The sequence below is a fragment of the Streptomyces sp. NBC_00286 genome, from assembly GCF_036173125.1.
In the GTDB taxonomy this organism is placed as follows: domain Bacteria; phylum Actinomycetota; class Actinomycetes; order Streptomycetales; family Streptomycetaceae; genus Streptomyces.
In genome coordinates this window covers 992632-1009151 of the sequence record NZ_CP108054.1, presented here as the reverse complement: position 1 = coordinate 1009151, position 16520 = coordinate 992632, and the positions used below count along the sequence as shown (strand labels likewise).

The 16520-nt window shown below is 69.1% G+C and carries 18 protein-coding genes; 6 read left to right on the top strand and 12 right to left on the bottom strand.

Translation table 11 applies throughout. From position 1 onward, the window contains the following. Positions 1–26 precede the first annotated feature (26 nt). The 3 genes from OHT21_RS04760 to OHT21_RS04750 all read right to left on the bottom strand — a co-directional run bounded on the left by OHT21_RS04760 (position 27) and on the right by OHT21_RS04750 (position 2308). Positions 27–239 carry a hypothetical protein gene (locus tag OHT21_RS04760; RefSeq protein ID WP_328766947.1) on the bottom strand — a complete coding sequence of 71 codons (213 nt, stop codon included), beginning with the start codon at positions 237–239 and terminating at the stop codon, positions 27–29. Continuing rightward, positions 202–885 carry an MOSC domain-containing protein gene (locus OHT21_RS04755; RefSeq protein WP_328766946.1) on the bottom strand — a complete coding sequence of 228 codons (684 nt, stop codon included), beginning with the start codon at positions 883–885 and terminating at the stop codon, positions 202–204. Before OHT21_RS04755 ends, OHT21_RS04760 begins: the two co-directional genes overlap by 38 nt. A gap of 628 nt (positions 886–1513) precedes the next feature. Further along, a complete protein-coding gene (locus OHT21_RS04750; RefSeq protein ID WP_328766944.1) occupies positions 1514–2308 on the bottom strand; it encodes an SAM-dependent methyltransferase in 795 nt (264 codons plus the stop codon). A gap of 552 nt (positions 2309–2860) precedes the next feature. Here OHT21_RS04750 and OHT21_RS04745 point away from each other — a divergent pair. After that, a complete protein-coding gene (locus OHT21_RS04745) occupies positions 2861–3502 on the top strand; it encodes a DUF6417 family protein (protein WP_328766943.1) in 642 nt (213 codons plus the stop codon). Here OHT21_RS04745 and OHT21_RS04740 read toward each other — a convergent pair. Beyond that, on the bottom strand, positions 3459–3875 hold the full coding sequence (locus tag OHT21_RS04740) for a hypothetical protein (protein ID WP_328773956.1): 417 nt from the start codon (positions 3873–3875) through the stop codon (positions 3459–3461). The two genes, OHT21_RS04745 and OHT21_RS04740, sit on opposite strands and share 44 nt — an antisense overlap. Positions 3876–4391: 516 nt before the next feature. Here OHT21_RS04740 and OHT21_RS04735 point away from each other — a divergent pair. The 3 genes from OHT21_RS04735 to OHT21_RS04725 all read left to right on the top strand — a co-directional run bounded on the left by OHT21_RS04735 (position 4392) and on the right by OHT21_RS04725 (position 6313). Beyond that, a complete protein-coding gene (locus tag OHT21_RS04735; RefSeq protein ID WP_328766942.1) occupies positions 4392–4895 on the top strand; it encodes a hypothetical protein in 504 nt (167 codons plus the stop codon). 133 nt (positions 4896–5028) lie between these two features. After that, entirely contained in the window at positions 5029–5559 is a 531-nt protein-coding gene (locus tag OHT21_RS04730; protein ID WP_328766941.1) for an HAD family hydrolase, read from the top strand. Positions 5560–5719: 160 nt separating this feature from the next. Beyond that, complete coding sequence (locus tag OHT21_RS04725) at positions 5720–6313, top strand: NADAR family protein (protein WP_328766940.1); 594 nt, start codon at positions 5720–5722, stop codon at positions 6311–6313. A gap of 197 nt (positions 6314–6510) precedes the next feature. Here the strand turns inward: OHT21_RS04725 and infA are convergent, their stop codons facing one another. Together infA and OHT21_RS04715 are read right to left on the bottom strand one after the other, a co-directional pair. Continuing rightward, entirely contained in the window at positions 6511–6735 is a 225-nt protein-coding gene (gene infA / locus OHT21_RS04720; protein WP_328766939.1) for a translation initiation factor IF-1, read from the bottom strand. Further along, positions 6732–7523: a GNAT family N-acetyltransferase gene (locus tag OHT21_RS04715; RefSeq protein WP_328766938.1), complete on the bottom strand. Its 792-nt coding sequence runs from the start codon at positions 7521–7523 to the stop codon at positions 6732–6734. Before OHT21_RS04715 ends, infA begins: the two co-directional genes overlap by 4 nt. 827 nt (positions 7524–8350) lie before the next feature. Here OHT21_RS04715 and bamE point away from each other — a divergent pair. After that, positions 8351–8584 carry an outer membrane protein assembly factor BamE domain-containing protein gene (gene bamE, locus OHT21_RS44595; RefSeq protein ID WP_443050314.1) on the top strand — a complete coding sequence of 78 codons (234 nt, stop codon included), beginning with the start codon at positions 8351–8353 and terminating at the stop codon, positions 8582–8584. 343 nt (positions 8585–8927) lie between these two features. Here bamE and OHT21_RS04710 read toward each other — a convergent pair whose 3' ends face one another. Continuing rightward, the gene (locus OHT21_RS04710) at positions 8928–10460 is read right to left on the bottom strand and encodes a dolichyl-phosphate-mannose--protein mannosyltransferase (protein ID WP_443050618.1); all 1533 of its coding nucleotides are present in this window, start codon (positions 10458–10460) and stop codon (positions 8928–8930) included. Positions 10461–10780: 320 nt separating this feature from the next. Between OHT21_RS04710 and OHT21_RS04705 the strand changes: the two genes are divergently transcribed. Next, positions 10781–11047: a hypothetical protein gene (locus OHT21_RS04705; protein ID WP_328766936.1), complete on the top strand. Its 267-nt coding sequence runs from the start codon at positions 10781–10783 to the stop codon at positions 11045–11047. A gap of 235 nt (positions 11048–11282) precedes the next feature. On the opposite strand, the gene OHT21_RS04700 is transcribed toward OHT21_RS04705, so the two are convergent. From OHT21_RS04700 to OHT21_RS04680, 5 genes are all read right to left on the bottom strand, one after another. Next, positions 11283–11789 carry a SigE family RNA polymerase sigma factor gene (locus OHT21_RS04700; RefSeq protein ID WP_328766935.1) on the bottom strand — a complete coding sequence of 169 codons (507 nt, stop codon included), beginning with the start codon at positions 11787–11789 and terminating at the stop codon, positions 11283–11285. A gap of 322 nt (positions 11790–12111) precedes the next feature. Further along, on the bottom strand, positions 12112–12981 hold the full coding sequence (locus OHT21_RS04695) for a sugar phosphate isomerase/epimerase family protein (protein WP_328766934.1): 870 nt from the start codon (positions 12979–12981) through the stop codon (positions 12112–12114). Continuing rightward, positions 12978–14009 carry a Gfo/Idh/MocA family protein gene (locus OHT21_RS04690; RefSeq protein ID WP_328766933.1) on the bottom strand — a complete coding sequence of 344 codons (1032 nt, stop codon included), beginning with the start codon at positions 14007–14009 and terminating at the stop codon, positions 12978–12980. Before OHT21_RS04690 ends, OHT21_RS04695 begins: the two co-directional genes overlap by 4 nt. A 62-nt stretch (positions 14010–14071) precedes the next feature. Then, positions 14072–15505 carry a sugar porter family MFS transporter gene (locus OHT21_RS04685; RefSeq protein ID WP_328766932.1) on the bottom strand — a complete coding sequence of 478 codons (1434 nt, stop codon included), beginning with the start codon at positions 15503–15505 and terminating at the stop codon, positions 14072–14074. 9 nt (positions 15506–15514) lie between these two features. Then, entirely contained in the window at positions 15515–16468 is a 954-nt protein-coding gene (locus OHT21_RS04680) for a TIM barrel protein (protein WP_328766931.1), read from the bottom strand. Positions 16469–16520: the final 52 nt, after the last annotated feature.

Sequence of the window (16520 nt, the reverse complement as noted above, 5' to 3'; positions counted from 1 at the left end):
CGTGTCGCCGGAACTCCGGGTGGTTCTCAGGTCAGCGGCCAGTTGCGTAGGGCGGCGTCGGCCATCTCCTGGAGTTCGTCGCGGGCGACGCCGCTCGCGGATATGCGTTTTGTGGCCGCACATCCGGCCAGGATGGCGGCACCCGGCCGACCGGGTGCGCTCAGGCGGGCGAGCCCGGCGGCCTGGATCGCCAGAGCCGGTTCAGTCGAGCCAGTGGGCCTTGTCTCCGATACGGACATGGCCGGGTTTCTCGACCGCCGCGTACACGCCGAGGGCGTTGCCGAGCTCGCGGGCGACCCAGCGGAGCACGGAGCGGTCATGCGGGACGGTCGGAGTCTCCTTGGTGATCATCACGCAGCGGTCGCACCGCTCGGTGAAGCGCAACCGCAGTGTGCCGATGGCCATCCGGCGGCCGATCCAATCGTGCTCGGGGTAACCGGTCGCGTGGTCGCCGGTCACGTCGTCGAGCACCAGGTTGGGCCGGAATCGGCTGGCGTCTATCGCACTGTCCGGCAGCGTCGAGCCGAGGCTGCGCAGCGCCGTCGTCGTCAATACGTGGAGCGCGGTGTGAGGCCGGTGCGGCTGGTGCTCGACCAGCGTGACCTTGGCCTGTACAGCCGCGCTGAGCCGACTGGCAGCGTCAGGCGCATCGGAGTGGAACCGCCGGCCGTCCGGCAGGACCAGCTCGGCCACGCCCGGCCCGAGGGTGACCGCCCGCAATCGCATGAGCGCCGGAACAGCACCGGCCCAGGTGACCTCTTCCCGCTCGTCGTGGATGGCGATGCCCCGGTCCCCTTCGATTCCGAGCACACCGACCGTGGCGGCGGTCAGTCGCTCACCACCCACCGACTTCACCGGATACCGCCACAGCTGGTCGACCCGCATCCATCGCCCCCTTCATCCCAGCGGCCGGGCGACCGTAGTCGACGGCTGCCCGGGCGAGCACAGCGACGATCACCGTACTGGGGGCATGACTCGGGGCACTGCTGAATACGATCGCACTGGCCCTGGCCGGCCGCGCCGGAGCACGCATGGCCACCGCGCTGGGCGTCACCGCGGTACGGATTGGGCTGCTGAACCGGGTGCTGGCGATGCCCGACCCGTGGTACGCCCCCCCGGCGGGTACTCGGTCCGGGCCATCGCCTGCCACCTGGGCCGGGGCCGCCACACCCTGCAGCGGTATGCCCGCGCCGAGCACCGGCACCAGGTCTCCGCAGGACGCCACCGGCGCGGTAGCGGCCTTGACGCCCACCCCGCCTACCTCACCCGGCGCATCGCCGAGACCCACGGCCGCATCTCAGCGCCCCTCCATAGGGCCTCCGGGTTCGTACGGCGCCGGGGAGAGCATCGGCCCGGGCGAGAGCGAGACGGCAGGTGTCCGCGGACAGCGTGGCGTCGATGTGCCCGGGCGGGAGGGGCAGCAGCAGGCCGCGCCTCCTGCCGGGTTGCAGGCCAGGGGCACCCTTCGTGATGGTTGCCTGCTTGCCCCATGAGACGGAGTTGAGGGCTCTCGCTAGGGTTTGCGTGCCACGCCGCCGAAGTCGTCGACCTCGGCAGGCTCTTGCGCGCCAGTCTCCGCGGGGCGCCAACGAGAGACCGAGACGAGGCCGGGCTCCAGCAACTCCAGGCCGTCGAAGAACCGGGCGAGTTGTTCCGGGCTGCGGTTGATGCGGGGGTTGTCGCTCGCCTCGTTCCACTGCTCGATCATCTCGCGCATCTGCTCGGGGTTGAGCACCTCGGTGTCGTCGCAGAGCACGAGGTGGCTGCCGGAGGGCAGGGCGTCCATCAGGCGGCCGACTATCTCGTACGCGGAGTCGTCGGTGACGTGGGCGGTGATCCCCAGCAGCATCAGCGCCACCGGCTGGGTGAAGTCCAGTGTCTTGGCGGCGTGTTCGAGGATCGCGTCGGGGTTTCGCAGGTCGGCGTCGATGTAGTCAGTGGCGCCCTCACGCGTGCTGGTGAGCAGCGCCTCGGCGTGGGCCAGCACGACCGGGTCGTGGTCGACGTAGACGATCCGTGTCTCGGGGACGAGGCGCTGGGCGACCTCGTGAGTGTTGTTCGCGGTGGGCAGGCCGGTGCCCACGTCCAGGAACTGGCGGATGCCGGCCTCGGTGACGAGGTACTCCACGGAACGGACAAGGAACGCCCGCTGCGCCCGGGCGATATCGAGGATCGCCGGGTTGGCCTCGACGATCTGGTCACCGACCTGCCGGTCGATCTCGTAGCAGTCCTTGCCGCGCAGCCAGTAGTTCCAGATGCGGGCGGAGTGCGGCACGCTGCTGTTGATGAGCGGACGTTCAACTGACATGAGATCTCCCCGAGTTGGCCTGACGTTACACAATCTAGCCGCCTGGCAGGTCAGGTGCCTGGGAAGAGTGGATCCTCGACCGTGACCGGCCCGTGTTGGCTGCCGTCGCCCGTCCCCTCGTCGGACGACCGGTGCATGATCAGGGCGTGGCGGCTTGATCATGGCCCTGGTTGTGTCAGCCCGCTGTGTGAACAACCAGGCTGCCAGGGCATGTTGAGCCCGGCGTCGATGGCTGGGCACCACCGGGCCGCGAGATGCCGACGGGCGGGCAGGAGCAGTCACCTGCGGCAGCCGATGCGTGGGCGTAGACGCGGCGGCTTCGGCATGGCCCGTCCCTTGGGAATCACTCTGCATAAGAAGGCGTCCCCTTCTGAGCGCAGATCTGTACGACGGGCTGCCTTCACGCCGAGGCGGCCGGTTCGCAGCGTTCGTCACCCGCTGCGCCGCACACGGCCTGGCGCCGTCTGGCAACTCGCGGTGCTCGGCAGGTTAGATAGCGCCACTGATAGCCCCCGATGCGGTGGGCGGCGGGGCTCGGCCAGGCGAGGCGGTATGAGGAGCTCGGAGAAGAGGATCACCGTGCTGGAAGTGCTCCATGAGCACGAACGGGCCGCACGGCACGCCTGGGTGGTGGACGAGGCGGTGCCCGCGTCCTTCCAGCAGAGCGCGGAGTCGGTGGTGCGCGAAGGGCTGGCCGAACTGGCCGACCGGGACACCCGCGCCGAACTCTCCGTGCTCGCCGCGCGCCCTGTGCGCTGGGCGGCGCGGCTCACCTCCCACGGCCGTGACGTCCTCGCGTACGCGCACGCCCGGCCGGTGACCGAATCCGATGAGCCCCAACCCGGGCCCGGCGAACGCCTGGTGGAGCTGCGCCCTGCACAGATGAGCGCCGTGCGCGTCTTCGTCAGCCTCGCTCACGAACTGGCCATGCCGCCGGCCGACGGGCTCGCCGAGCGCGTCCGCACCGCGTCCTTCAGCCGTACGGACAACCGGTGGCGGCTCTGCCTGACCGAAGAGCAGATCACCTCGGTCGCCTACGGGCTCTGTCTGCACCGGCTCACCAGCTCCGAGGCTGAGGCCAATCGCTTCGCCCGTGATTACGGCGTGGCCTATCGGCCTGACCCGGTGACACGTCAGCCGACGTCCGTGGTCAGCCGTGTGGTGAGCAGACCGGACGCGGCGAGCGAAGACTGATCAGGGTCTGGTGCTTCTGTAGCGGAGCGCCAGGGACACGGCGGCAGCGGTCCCGGACCGCGCGGGCGGTGGCCTCGACCGCGTAAGCGAGCCCCGTCAATTCCTCGCGCAGCCGGTCTGCAGGACAGGCAGGGGTGCGGGTTTCGGCAAGGCGGAGGGCGGTGAGCAGCATGCCGAGCAGGCTGGCCTGGTAGGTGCGGATGCCGGGAGAGCGCTCCAGGTTCGGCAGGTCGACGAAGAGGGCATGGTCGGCCACCTGGGTGACGGGGCTGTCCGGTGTGGCGGTGATCGCGACGGTGAGTGCTCTGTGCTTTCTGGCGTGCTCGATGGCCTCGACGACCGCCTTGGTCGTGCCGGAGGCGGACGTGGCGATGAGCAGAGCCTGGCGGCCCGGGCCGACGGGAGCGGCCGTGGGCAGGGGGCCGTAGTGCAGGAAACGGTGGCGCTGATCGGTTCGCAGGGGATGCCTGCGAGGGTCTCGAAGGCCATCTCGGCAGCGCAGGAGGAGTGGTAGGAGTCACCGTCTCCGGTCAGGAACACGTGATCGATCCGTGCCCAGCCGGAAGGCGGCAACAGTGTGTGGACGCACTCGTCGAAGAGCGGTGTCCGCTCGCGCAGGTCGGCCGGCAGATGTGCGACCTGCCGGATCGTCACCTCGGGGTCGAGCGGTTCCACGCGTGCCTCCCTCTGAGGGTGTGCAGTCACGATTGAATGGATCGGACGATGCCGACGTACCCGCGCCCGGCGCGACCACCCCACCTGGGCCTCCTTCCAGCGCGGCCCGGCACCGGCGATCTGGGCCGCCGACGTCCTCCAGACCCGCACGCTGGCGATCCAGGTTTGTCCCCGGGTATCACCAGGTCGACCCCCACGCGCCATGGAGCCCGTCATGATCCACACCCAGCCACAGCCCGGCGACATCGGACTCACCCAAATCACCGGCCACGTCGGCGCGATGATCCGCCTCGGCCAATGGCTCAACGGCGACGGCTTCGGCCGTTACCAGCACGCCTTCCTCGTCCTCGACGACGACACCCTGCTGGAAGCCCAACCCGGCGGCGCCCGCATCACCCAGGTCAGCGCCTACGACGACCGCAACACGCTGTACGTGTACCCCGGCGGGCTCACCGACGCCCAACGGCAGGCGATCTGCGACGCCGGCCGCCGCTACGTCGGGACGCCGTACAGCTTCCTCGACTACTTCGCTCTGGCCACGCGGCGCATGCGCATCCCGGCACCGGGGCTCCGCGCCTACATCGCCTCCACCCGGCACATGATCTGCTCACAACTGGTCGACCAGGCGTACTTGGACGCCGGTGTGCACCTGTTCGCCGACGGGCGGTGGCCCGGCTACGTCACGCCGATGGCGCTCTACCACCTGCTCGGACACTGACCGCCGCGCCTGCGGTGTCAGGCTCCGGCGACCTCGTCGAGGCGGGTCACGAAGTCGGCCACGTGTTTGTACTACAGCCGGAGATCTTGTGTCGGAGCCTGTGTGCTGTCGTTGACCGGGCATCACCGAGCCCGTGATCTTCCGCGAGACCGTGAGACTCCACGAACTGACAACGGACCGCGCCGACTTCGAGCGGTTCGCCCAAGCCCTGACGGAAGAACACCTGAAGCGAGCCGCCGCTCTCCGTGAACGAGGCCACGCCCTCCCCGGTACAGCCGCCACTCTCGACGCACTCGACGCCATCGACATCCAGCAGACAGTGGTGTCGGGCAATGTCCGCCCGGTCGCCGAGATCAAGCTCCAAGTGTTCGGGCTCGACCGGCACATCCTGTGGGAGCTCGGCGCGTACGGCGAGGACGACGACACCAGGGCTGAACTCGTTCGGCTCTCCCTCCAGCGCGCCCAGGCGACAGCCGCGGAGGCCGTACTTATCGGCGACACTCCGGCCGACGTGGAAGGGGCCCACGCCAACGGCGTACGGGTGATCGCGGTGGCGTCAGGACGCAGCGATGAGGCCGCGCTGCGGGACACGGGCGCGGAAGTAGTGCTGTCGGATCTGGGGGACGCTGAGCTGCTGGTGAAGCTCGTACGCGGCGACGAGTAGTAGCAGTTGACCCCCTGTCGAAATGCCGGAAGGCCGACGAGGGGTCATGTCGTCCCCACCTCGAGAGCGGAACCCGTGCGACACATGGGCTCGCGCCGCGCCGGTTGCGTGGCGGAAATTCCTTCGTCTGTTGTCGGTGGTGGCTGGGAGGATCTCTGTCATGGCGACGATCGATTCGAAGAGCGCGGTCCAGGCCCGTACCCGAGAGCATCTCGCGGCGCTCATTGCTGCCGGAGCGCGGCCGAAGTGGCTGATGTTCTGGGGGCATCGACCACAGCGGGATGGTTCGATCGGTCCGGGTGCGCTCAGCCAGTGGTGGCCTTCCCCGTTCACCGTGGATGGCGTGACGTATGCGAGCGCCGAGCACTGGATGATGGCGGGCAAGGCCCGCCTGTTCGGTGACGACGCGTCGCTCTCGGCGGTCCTCGCGGCGCGCACTCCCGCCGAGGCCAAGAGCCTCGGGCGGCTGGTCCGCGACTTCGACGAGGCGCGCTGGGACGCCGCCCGCTTCGAGTTGGTCGTTGCGGGGAACGTCGCCAAGTTCGGACAGGACCCCGCTCTGCGCGCGTACCTGCTCGGCACGGGTAACCGGGTGCTGGTCGAGGCCAGCCCGCGCGACCGGGTGTGGGGCATCGGGCTCGGCGCGTCCGACGAGCGTGCCACCGATCCCTCCCGGTGGCGTGGCCAGAACCTGCTCGGCTTCGCCCTGATGGAGGCGCGGGCACGTCTGGCTGCCGCTCGCTGCGACGAGTAGTCGATGTCCATGAGGGCTGGACGCGTCCGTGGCGGTGGCCAGGCGGAGTACAGCGTCCGCGATTGCCGCGATCATTTATGAGGGGTCGTTCAACCTGAGGGCCACCGCGGCCGTGCGAGCCATCATCGGGACCCCGGCCACGGGAAACGCCGTGACCGGGGCCCCAGTTCAGATGCCGCGGAAGGTGCCGGCCGCCGCTAGTTCCGGTAGCGGAACACGATCCGGCCGCGCGTCAGGTCGTACGGCGGGAGCTCCACCAGTACCCGGTCTCCCAGTACGATCTTGATGTAGTTCTTGCGGATCTTGCCGCTGATGTGCGCGAGCACCTGGTGGCCGTTCTCGAGTTCCACGGTGAACAGGGCGCTGCGCAGGCACTCGACGACCTTGCCCTCGATTTCGATGACGTTCTTGTTCTTCGTCATCGCACCAGCTCCAGGTTGCTGCTCATCGGTCGGGCGCCGATGCCCTCGAACAGCGCCGAGGCTGCTTGATTGGACTCGTGGACTTCGGTCCAGGCCTCGGCGAACCCGGAGTGATGCAGCGTCCCCAGCGCGTGGGCCAGCAGCGCCCGCGCGATGCCGCGGCGCTGCTCGCCGGCCCGGACCGCGACCAGCCCGATGCGCGGCCGGATCGCCGTCACCACCCGGATCAGACCCAGGTAGCGGTCTGGCGCCGCGGCCACCGCGTACTTCGACGGGTCGACGATGGTGTCGCCCTCGGCGTGGGGAATGACCTCCGCGGGCATCGACTGCCACCCGACGGTCGCCTCGACTTCGGCACGGATCGCGCGGTCCACCGCCCGCAGCAGACTCGCGTCCGCCAGACCGGCGGGCACGATCGTCACGCCCGAAGGTGGCAGGACTTCGCCGAGCCCTGTGACCTGCGGGTCGGTCGGCACGACGTACTCCCACTCGCGGCGCCGGATCGTGAAACCGGCCCGCCGCCAGCGCTCCGTCAGCTCTACGTCGGCTTCGTCGACCACCGTGTACAGCGGCGCCGGCAGTTCCGCCAGCATCGCCTCGGCGAGCCGGTCGAAGGTGACGTCGTGCCAGGCGTCGATGCTGACGAACAAGCGTCCGTCGGGCCGGTGCACCGCATAACCGCGGCCGACCACCAAGTCGTCATCCAGTGCGTGCCATTGCCGGTCCGCGATGCGCGTGATCATCACCACGTTCTCGCTCAGGCCAGATGTGAAAGGCTTTATGTCCATTGGCGTCTCCTCCAGGAGTGCCTCGATCTCAGGCGCTCCTGGCGACACCGAAGGTCAGCCGCCGGACCGTGACGGGTTGAGGGAGCACCCATGGGTAACTGTGTTCACGGGGCTCACCTCCCTACGTCGACTTCACGGTCCAACGCGAAAGTAGCAGCGGGGCACCGCCTCGCTCCATTCCTTTTCTACGAGCTCGTAACGCGATCATGACCCGGTCTTCTTGAGGCGTCTCCAACGGAGGAGGCTGCAAGCCAACGAGAGGAAGGAGTCGGGGAGTTCGATACGTCGTTCCAGCGGACGACGAGGCGCTTGAACGGGTGGAGCGGGGCGAAGGTCTGGTGGCGGCCGCCCCGGGATCCACCAAGAAGATCTTGAAAGGGGCTGGCCGAAGAGATCGGCCGGAAGCACGGATACGAGCCGCCGTCGCTCGCTGAGCGGTTGACCGGGACGGTCGGACTCTACGGCCTCGTCGGAGGGTCGGTTCTGTTCATCGGCCTCGGTGTCTGGGCGCACTACACGGGAAGGGCGTAGCCGTCACCGACGCGCTCGCTCCTTCACTGCGCAGGCTGGACATCTGTCGCTTGATACAGGCAGGTTGTGCCTCTGCGCCGTCACCGCTGTGTCCCCTGGTTGGGCGGAGCCGTACCGGACGTGACCATTGGCGAACCCGAGACACCTCGCCCAGCTCCGGTGCCCTTCCCTCTCCGGCAGGCGGGATGACGGCCCTCCACGCCAATACCAATGCGCCCGCGGACTCCGGTCCAGGGAAGGGCCCGGCACTCCGGTACGGGACCGGTCCCCACCAGTGCTGAGTAAGTTGGGCCGCTATGGCTGAGGTTGAGGTAGGGATGACTCGTAGGCAGGTCAAACGCCTACTTGGAAGGCCCTCGAAAACGATCAATGAGAAGCAGTTCCTGGGCTCGTATTCGAGCGTCATACGGCTTGGGGGGTGGCGACGGAGCCGGTCGGAAGCGTGGGTCTACCTGAATCTTCCGCAGGCGGGGCAAGCGACCTGGATCATGCTCGAACGAGGGCGAGTCGTCGAGGTGCGAAGGGGCTGAGGGCCCAACAGTGGTGACCGTCGGTCGGCGGAGGACGCGGACTGAGGACCGTGCCCACCGCGGCGGTCCGGTACGGCCTGCGGTGTCCGACGCGATGTTGAGCCCGGCGGCGACCAGCGCGTGGTCGCAGGCAGCCCGGCCTTCGCCCGCGCCCCCGCCGGAGGCACGTCTTTCACGGCAACCGGCCAGCTCGCTGCTGCCGCCTGGGTCGGTGTTGCCGGGGCGGGGCGACTCTGTGCCGGTCACGGGGGCCGCTCGACGACGACACGGTTCGTCCTGGCGCCGGTGGCCAGTTTCGGGTGAGCCACGGCGCGACACCGGTGGGAGACCGTGAGGACGGAGTTCAGATCCAGGTGTCGAGCCACATTCGGGTGTGCCAGCTGGGATACGGAATCGTCAGGCCCGTGTAGATCGGGAAGAAGTAGATGAAGTTCCAGGTGATGAGCAGCAGCAGCGTGCCCGCAGCCACCGCGCCCCGTGTGCGGCGCTTTTGATCCGCCCCCGGCGGACCCAGGAGCGCGCCCAGCGTCATCGCCACGGCCAGGCACAGGTACGGCACGAAGACGACGGCGTAGAAGGAGAAGATCGTGCGGTCCTGGTACAGGAACCAGGGAAGATAACCGGCACCCACAGCGCACAGGACGGCGCCCGCGCGCCAGTCGCGGCGCAGCGCCCACCGGAAGAGCAGATACACCAGTGCGCAGCAGGCCGACCACCACAGCAACGGTGTGCCCAGGGCGAGGATCGTCTGCGAGCAGTCGGCCGTCGCGCGGCAACCGTCCTCCCCGGGTTTCGGCGACTCGTAGTGGAACAGCACGGGACGGCCGAGGACCAGCCAACTCCAGGGATTTGACTCGTACTTGTGCGGAGTGTGCAGTCCTACGTTGAACTGGTAGACGCTGTACTCGTAGTGCCACAGGCCGCGCAGCGGGGCCGGGATCCATGACCAGGTGCCGCCGCGGCCGTCCGCCCAGTGCCGCCCGTAGCCGTCGTCGGACAGGAACCAACCGGTCCACGTCGCCAGATACGTCACCACAGCGACCGGAACGAGGGACACCACCGACCAGCCGAGGTCCTTGCGCAGCACCGCCCGGTACGGGTGGCGTGCCCCTGCGATACGGCGGGCGGCGACGTCCCACAGCAGGGTCAGGATGAGGAAGCAGGCCAGGAAATACAGGCCGTTCCATTTGGTGGAGGCCGCCAGTCCCAGGAAGACGCCGGCTGCCAGGCGCCATGGACGCGCTCCCGTCGCGGCGCGGTCGCCGGTGTCCCGGTCCGGACGTACGTGACCGTCCTCAGCCACCGACAAGGCCGCCGCGAGCCGGGCCCGCGCCCGGTCCCGGTCGATGAGCAGGCAGCCGAACGCCGCCAGGACGAAGAACATGGCGACGAGGTCGAGCAGGGCGGTGCGGCTCATCACGTAGTGCAGACCGTCCACCGCCATCAGCGCACCGGCCAGGCAGCCCAGCACCGTCGAACGGAACAGGCGGCGGCCTATCCGGCACAGCATCAGCACCGACAGCGTGCCCAGAACCGCCGTCATGAAGCGCCAGCCGAACGGGTCGAGGCCGAACATCCCCTCGCCGACGGCGATCACCCACTTGCCCATCGGCGGGTGCGCGAGGAAGGCCCCGGTGTCGGAGAGCGCGATCACCTGGGGGTCGGCCAGGACCTGCGGGTCGGCGATCTTACGGTCCGGCCAGGTGCCCTCGTAGCCGAGCCGCAGCAAGGACCAGGCGTCCTTGGCGTAGTAAGTCTCGTCGAAGACGAAGTCGTGCGGGCTGCCCAGACGCCAAAAGCGCGACAGCCCGGCAAGGAGCGCCACCAGCAGCGGCCCGCCCCACCCCGACCAGCGCGCCAGCCGGCCCGCCGCCATCGGGGACAGACTGAGCATGCGCCACAGCCGTGACCCGGGCTCGGGAAACGGCACCACCAGGCGGTCGCGCACGGACGTACACGGCCGCCCGACGTACCCGAAGCCGCGCAGCCGCCGCTCCCAGGAGGTCGGCCGACAATCCGCCCCCTTCCGCTGCACGTCGGCAAACGCGGGCGCGTTCTCACGGATCACGTGGCCAGCTTTCAACTCGTCGAGCGCGGGACAAGCGGGGATCAGCTGCCCGGCGGTCGGTGGTCTTCACGCCGGCTCAGACAGCCCCGCCCATCGGGACCGTGTACAGCTGGCCGAGGCGCTACCTGGTGGTTGAGGTTCGTGTCGGCATCGGGACCGGCTCGGGGGCCGAGGGGCGGTACGGCATCGGCGCCGGCCTGGTAGTTGACGTGCAGGTCGGCATCGGCACCTCCTTGGCCGTGGAGGTGGGAGAGGCGGGACGGGCCGTCGACGGCATCGGCACCGGACCAGCAGCCGACGTGCAGGTCGGCATCGGCACCCCCTTGGCGGTGGAGGCCGGGTGGGCCGTCGACGACGTCGGGAGCGACTCGGCAGAGGTGACCGGGCGGGGCTGAGGGCCGACAGGCCCGCCGCCCTGAGCGAAAGAGCTCGGCAGGACCACCAGTCCGACTCCAAGTCCGGCGACGGTCAGTACGGATCCGGTGGCCATCCAGGCCGCCCGGGCCCGCCGCCGGGCGCGAACGCCCGCTTGCAGCCGGTCTCGGTGCCGCTCCTCATAGGGCGCGTCCTCTTGGCTGTCACGCATCATCCGCGCCAGCTCCTGCTCGAAGTGATCCATGGCTCCCTTCTTCACTCCACCGGCTCGACTGCCTCAGCCAGAAGCTGCCGCAACCGTGCAACGCCGCGTGCCGTCAGCGAACGGGCGGTACCCACGGGACACCCCAGCACCTCCGCGACGTCCCGCTCGGGCAGGTCCTGGTAGTAGCGCAGCACCACCGCGGCCCGCTGCCGCGCCGGCAACAACGCCAGCACGGCCTCCAACCGAGTCCGTTCATCCACGGCGGCGGTCTCATCCCCCACCTCGGGCGGATCGGGCAACTGGTCCACGGGGTGCTCGCCCCACCAGCGACGCCGAGCCGAGCGAGCCGCAGCACGGGCCAGGACCTTGCGCACATATGCCTCGGGCGCCTGCTCGCCCACCTTCGGCCAGGCAAACCACAGCTTGACCAACGCCTCCTGCAGCAGATCCTCCGCCCGGTGCCGGTCTCCGCCGGTGAGCAGCCGCGCCAGGTGAAGCAACGCCGACCACCGAGCCGCCACGAACCGGTCGAACTCGTCGGCCCGCAACTGCCCCATCAGCGTTGTCCCTTACCCCCGCACGCCCCTACACCTTCAATAAAGGCACTGGACCCTGCCTCGCTATGCACCCCCGGCATGTGGTCTGGCTCACACATGCCCACTCTGGGTGCCCACGACGCGACTTGCCCGCTCCTGGGGAGGGCATGTGGCGGCCAGGAGTTGGAATCGATCGCACAAAAGCGCTCTGCATACCGCGGTGTACGAGGTACGCAGAGCGCTTCACCGAAAGCCGGGAAGCCGGGAAGCCGGGAAGCCGGGAAGCCGGGAAGCCGGGAAGGCGGGAAGGCGGGAAGGCGACGCCTTGCCCCGCCGCCCGTTCTCAGCCCGCCAGCTCCTTCCTGATGCGGTCCAGCATGAACGCCGAGGAATCGCGGGCCCGTTCCTCCCAGGCGAAGACGCAGGACGTGGCGACGCCGTCGAAGTTCAGTTCGCGGAGGGTGCCGAAGAAGGTGTCCCAGTCGACCTCGCCCTGGCCGATGTCCAGGTGCTGGTGGATACGGGCCGGGGTGCCCGGCGGGTTGAGGATGTAGCGCAGACCGCTGGAGCCCTTGTGGTTGAAGGAGTCCGCGATGTGTACGTGCTGCAGCTTGTCGCCCGCGTAACGCATCATCGCCGCGATGTCCGCACCTACCTCGGAGGGGCCGGACAGGTGGAAGGTGTGCGGGGCGCAGTAAAGGTAGTTCACCCAGGGCTTGTTGATCGCGCGGACCAGGTTGACCGCGGGCGTGTTCTCCTCGCAGAAATCGTCCGGGTGGGCCTCCAGGTTCAGAGCGATGCCTTCGCGCTCGAACACCGGCAGCAGTTCATCCAGCGAGCGCCAGAAGGCGGACTCGCTCTCGGCGGCGCGCTCCGGGCGGCCGTTGAACTCCGAGTTCATCAGCGGACATTCGAGGTCCACGGTGATCTCGATCATCCGCTTCCAGTACCGTACGGCGGTCTGCCGCTCGGTCTCGTCGGGCGAGGACCACTTGTACAGCGGCAGCACCGAGGACAGCTGGACACCGTGCGTGCGCAGGGATTTCTTGAACGAGGCGACGCGCTCGTCGTCCGCCCGCGGGTGCAGGAAGAACGGCATGAAGTCGTCGCGCGGGGACAACTCGAGGTACTCATAGCCGAGTTCGGCGACCGTACGCACCATGTCGTCGATCGACAGATGGCGGAACATATAAGGGTCGAGCGCGATTTTCACGCGGTACCTCCGTAGAACGCGGGGCGGGGCTTCATGTCGGCGGAGACGACGGTGCCGTCGGACTCCAGGGAGCGGACGGCGGCGTCGGTGATGACGGTGGCGGCGTAGCCGTCCCAGGCGGACGGGCCGGTGGGCTCGGCACCCGTCGCGACCGAGGCGATCCACTCGCGGAACTCGGTGTCGAAGGCCTCAGCGAAGCGGACTTTCCAGTCCTGCATGACGGCCGTGCTGTGCCGGGCCACGGTGCGGACGCCCACGGCGGCCGGGTCGGGCAGCCGGACCAGGCCGTCCTCGCCGACGACCTCGCACTGGATGTCGTAGCCGTACTGGCAGTTGACGAAGACCTCGAGGTCGATACGCACCCCGTGCACGGTCTCGAAGATCATGATCTGCGGGTCTTTGAGATGCGTGAACCGCTTGCTCGTGGCACGCGGAGTGACCACCTGGGCGGAGACGATCTCGTCGTCGAGCAGCCAGCGCAGTACGTCGATCTCGTGGACCGCGGTGTCCTGCGCCGCCATCGCGGAGTGGTACGCGTCGGGAACCGTGGGGTTGCGGTGGGCGCAGTGCACCATCAGCGGGGCGCCGAGTTCGCCGGCCGCGAGGACCTCCTTCATCTGGCGATAGCCGGGGTCGAAGCGGCGCATGAAGCCCACCTGCACCAGGCGACTGCCATGCGCGCGCTCGGCCTCGACGATGCGCAGACAGTCCTCGGCGGTCGTCGCGAGGGGCTTCTCGCAGAACACGGGCTTGCCGGCCGCGATGGCATTCAGCACGTGCTCGGAGTGGGTGGGGCCCCAGGAGGTGACGAGGACGGCGTCCACGTCGGGGGAATTGATCAGCGCGGCGCCGTCCGGCAGCACGGCGGCGCCGACGGTGGCGGCGACGCCGGCGGCGACCTCGGCGGCGCGGGCGGCGTCCAGGTCGGTCACGGCGGTGACGGTGGCCCCGGTGACCACCTCGGTGAGGCGCCGGATGTGGTCCTGGCCGATCATTCCGGTGCCGATGACACCTACACGTACGGTCATGGCCGTATCCCTTCGAAGGGTTTACGGGGCCGGGGTGCAGGACCGGCCCACGGGGGAGGAGGTCAGGAGTAGCGGGCCTTGAGCTCCGCTTCCAGCGTCTCGAGCGTGCGGCCCTTTGTCTCGGGGACGTAGCGCTTCACGAAGGCCAGCGAGAACAGGCCCGCCAGCACGAAGAGGAAGAAGGTGTTGGAGATCCCGATCCCGTCGACCAGCGACGGGAAGACCAGGCCGATCACGAAGTTGGTCAGCCACAGCACCACGGCCGCGACACCCATCCCGAAGCCGCGCATCCGCATCGGGAAGATCTCCGACAGCATCAGCCAGGTCACCGGCGAGATCGCGCCCTGCTGGAAGGCCAGGAAGGTGACGGTCATGGCGAGCACGGCGTACGCCCGGCCATCACCCGAGGGCAGTACCAAGGAGAAGACGCCGATCAGCAACAGAGCAGCCGTCGTGCCCATCTGACCGGCCATCAGCATCGGGCGGCGCGCCACTCGGCCCAGCAGCCAGATGCCGACGAAGGTCGCCAGCACCGAGATCACACCGTTGGCGATGTTCGCGGTGAGCGCGCTGTCCGCGGCGAAACCGGCGTCGGTGAGGATCTGCGTGCCGTAGTACATGATCGTGTTCACGCCGGTGATCTGCTGCACGATCGCGATGCCGAAGCCGACGAACATCAGCTTGCGCACCCAGGGCGTGCTCTTCATGTCCTGCCAGCCGCCGAGCTTCTCCTGCTCGTCCTTGACGGCCAGCGCGGACACCTCCGCCAGCTCGGCCTCGGCCCGCTGCTGGGACCGCACCTGCTTGAGCACCTCCAGTGCTTCGCCGAAGCGGCTCTGGGAGGCCAGCCAGCGCGGGCTCTCGGGCATCACCAGCATGCCGAACCAGAGCACGACGGCCGGGATGGTGGCGATCACCAGCATCCAGCGCCAGACGCCTCCGGACTCCCCGCCCACCTGCGCGATGATCGCGTTCGACGTAAACGCGAGCAACTGCCCGCTGACGATCATGAGTTCGTTACGGGTGACCAGGGCGCCGCGCCGCTCGGCGGGCGAGACCTCCGCGAGGTAGACCGGCACGGTCACCGAGGCGCCGCCGACCGCGAGGCCGAGCACGAACCGGGCCACGACCATGATCGCCGTGTTCGGGGCGAGGGTGCAGCCGAGCGCGCCGACGAAGAACAGCACGGCGAGGATGAGAATGGCGCGGCGCCGGCCGCGCCCGTCCGACAGGCGGCCGCCGGTGACGGCGCCGAGCGCGGCACCGAGGAGGAGCGAGCTGGTGACCATGCCCTCGGTGAACGGGGTCAGGCCGAGGTCGTCGGTCATGTACGGCAGGGCGCCGTTGATGACGCCGGTGTCGTAACCGAAGAGCAGTCCGCCGAAGGTGGCGATGAGCGTGATGACCCGCAGCCGCCGTTTGACGGTGGGCGGGGCGTCGTCCGGGACGGCGGTGGCGGGCGCGGGGGTCTGGGTCGTGTCCTTACTGACGTCCATGGTCTCCCCTTACTTGGCGTCGCGGGCGGGGCGCCGGGTACCCGCCAGTCCGCAGTCGGCCAGGTACTCCCGCGTGCTCACCGCGATGGGCAGCGGCACCTCGGGAGCGCACGGGTACAGGTCCTGCTCGACGATCACGAACAACTCGGCTTCCAGCTCGGCGAGTTGGGCGACGATGTCGTCCGGCTTCGGCACCCCGGCCGGGGGCGACACGCACACGCCGCGCTTGACGGCTTCGCCGAAGGAGAGGTTCTCGGCGGTCACTTGGGCGAGGATTTCCGGGTCCATCTGCTTGATGTGGACGTAGCCGACCCGCTCCCCGTACCGGCGGATCAGGTCGAGGTTGTCCCCGCCGCCGTAGGCCACGTGCCCGGTGTCCAGGCAAAGGTTGGTGTAGCGGGAGTCGGACTCGTTCAGCAGCCGCTCGATCTCCGGCTGCGTCTGGATGTGGCTGTCCGCGTGCGGGTGGATGACCAGGTGTACGTCGTACTCGTCGAGGAGGAGCTTGCCGAGCCGGTCGGCGGCCTTGCCGAAGCCGGCCCACTGCCCGGCGGTCAGCTCGGGCGACTCGGTGAAGCCGCCGGTCTTCTCGTCCCGGTACATCGGCGGGATGAAGACAAGGTGGTGGGCACCCGCGGCGGCGGTCAGCGCGGCCACCTGCCGGACATGGGCGAGCATGGCGTCCCAGGCCTCCGGGCGGTGCAGCGCGCCGAACGCGGTGCCGCCGGAGACCTTCAGGCCGCGTACGGCCAACTCCTCGGCCAGTACGGCTGGTTCGGTGGGCAGATAGCCGTACGGGCCCAGCTCCAGCCACTCGTAACCGGCCCCGGCCAGCTCGTCGAGGAAGCGGGTGTACGGGACTTGGTGCTCGTCCTCGGGAAACCAGACGCCCCACGAGTCGGGGGCCGAGCCGAGACACAGGTTGCCCACGACGGTGCGGAGGGGGGACGGCGTCGTTGCCATGGTGCACGTCCTTCGGAGAGGGAACAGGTGGGGTGGGGGAAGCCCCGTGGGT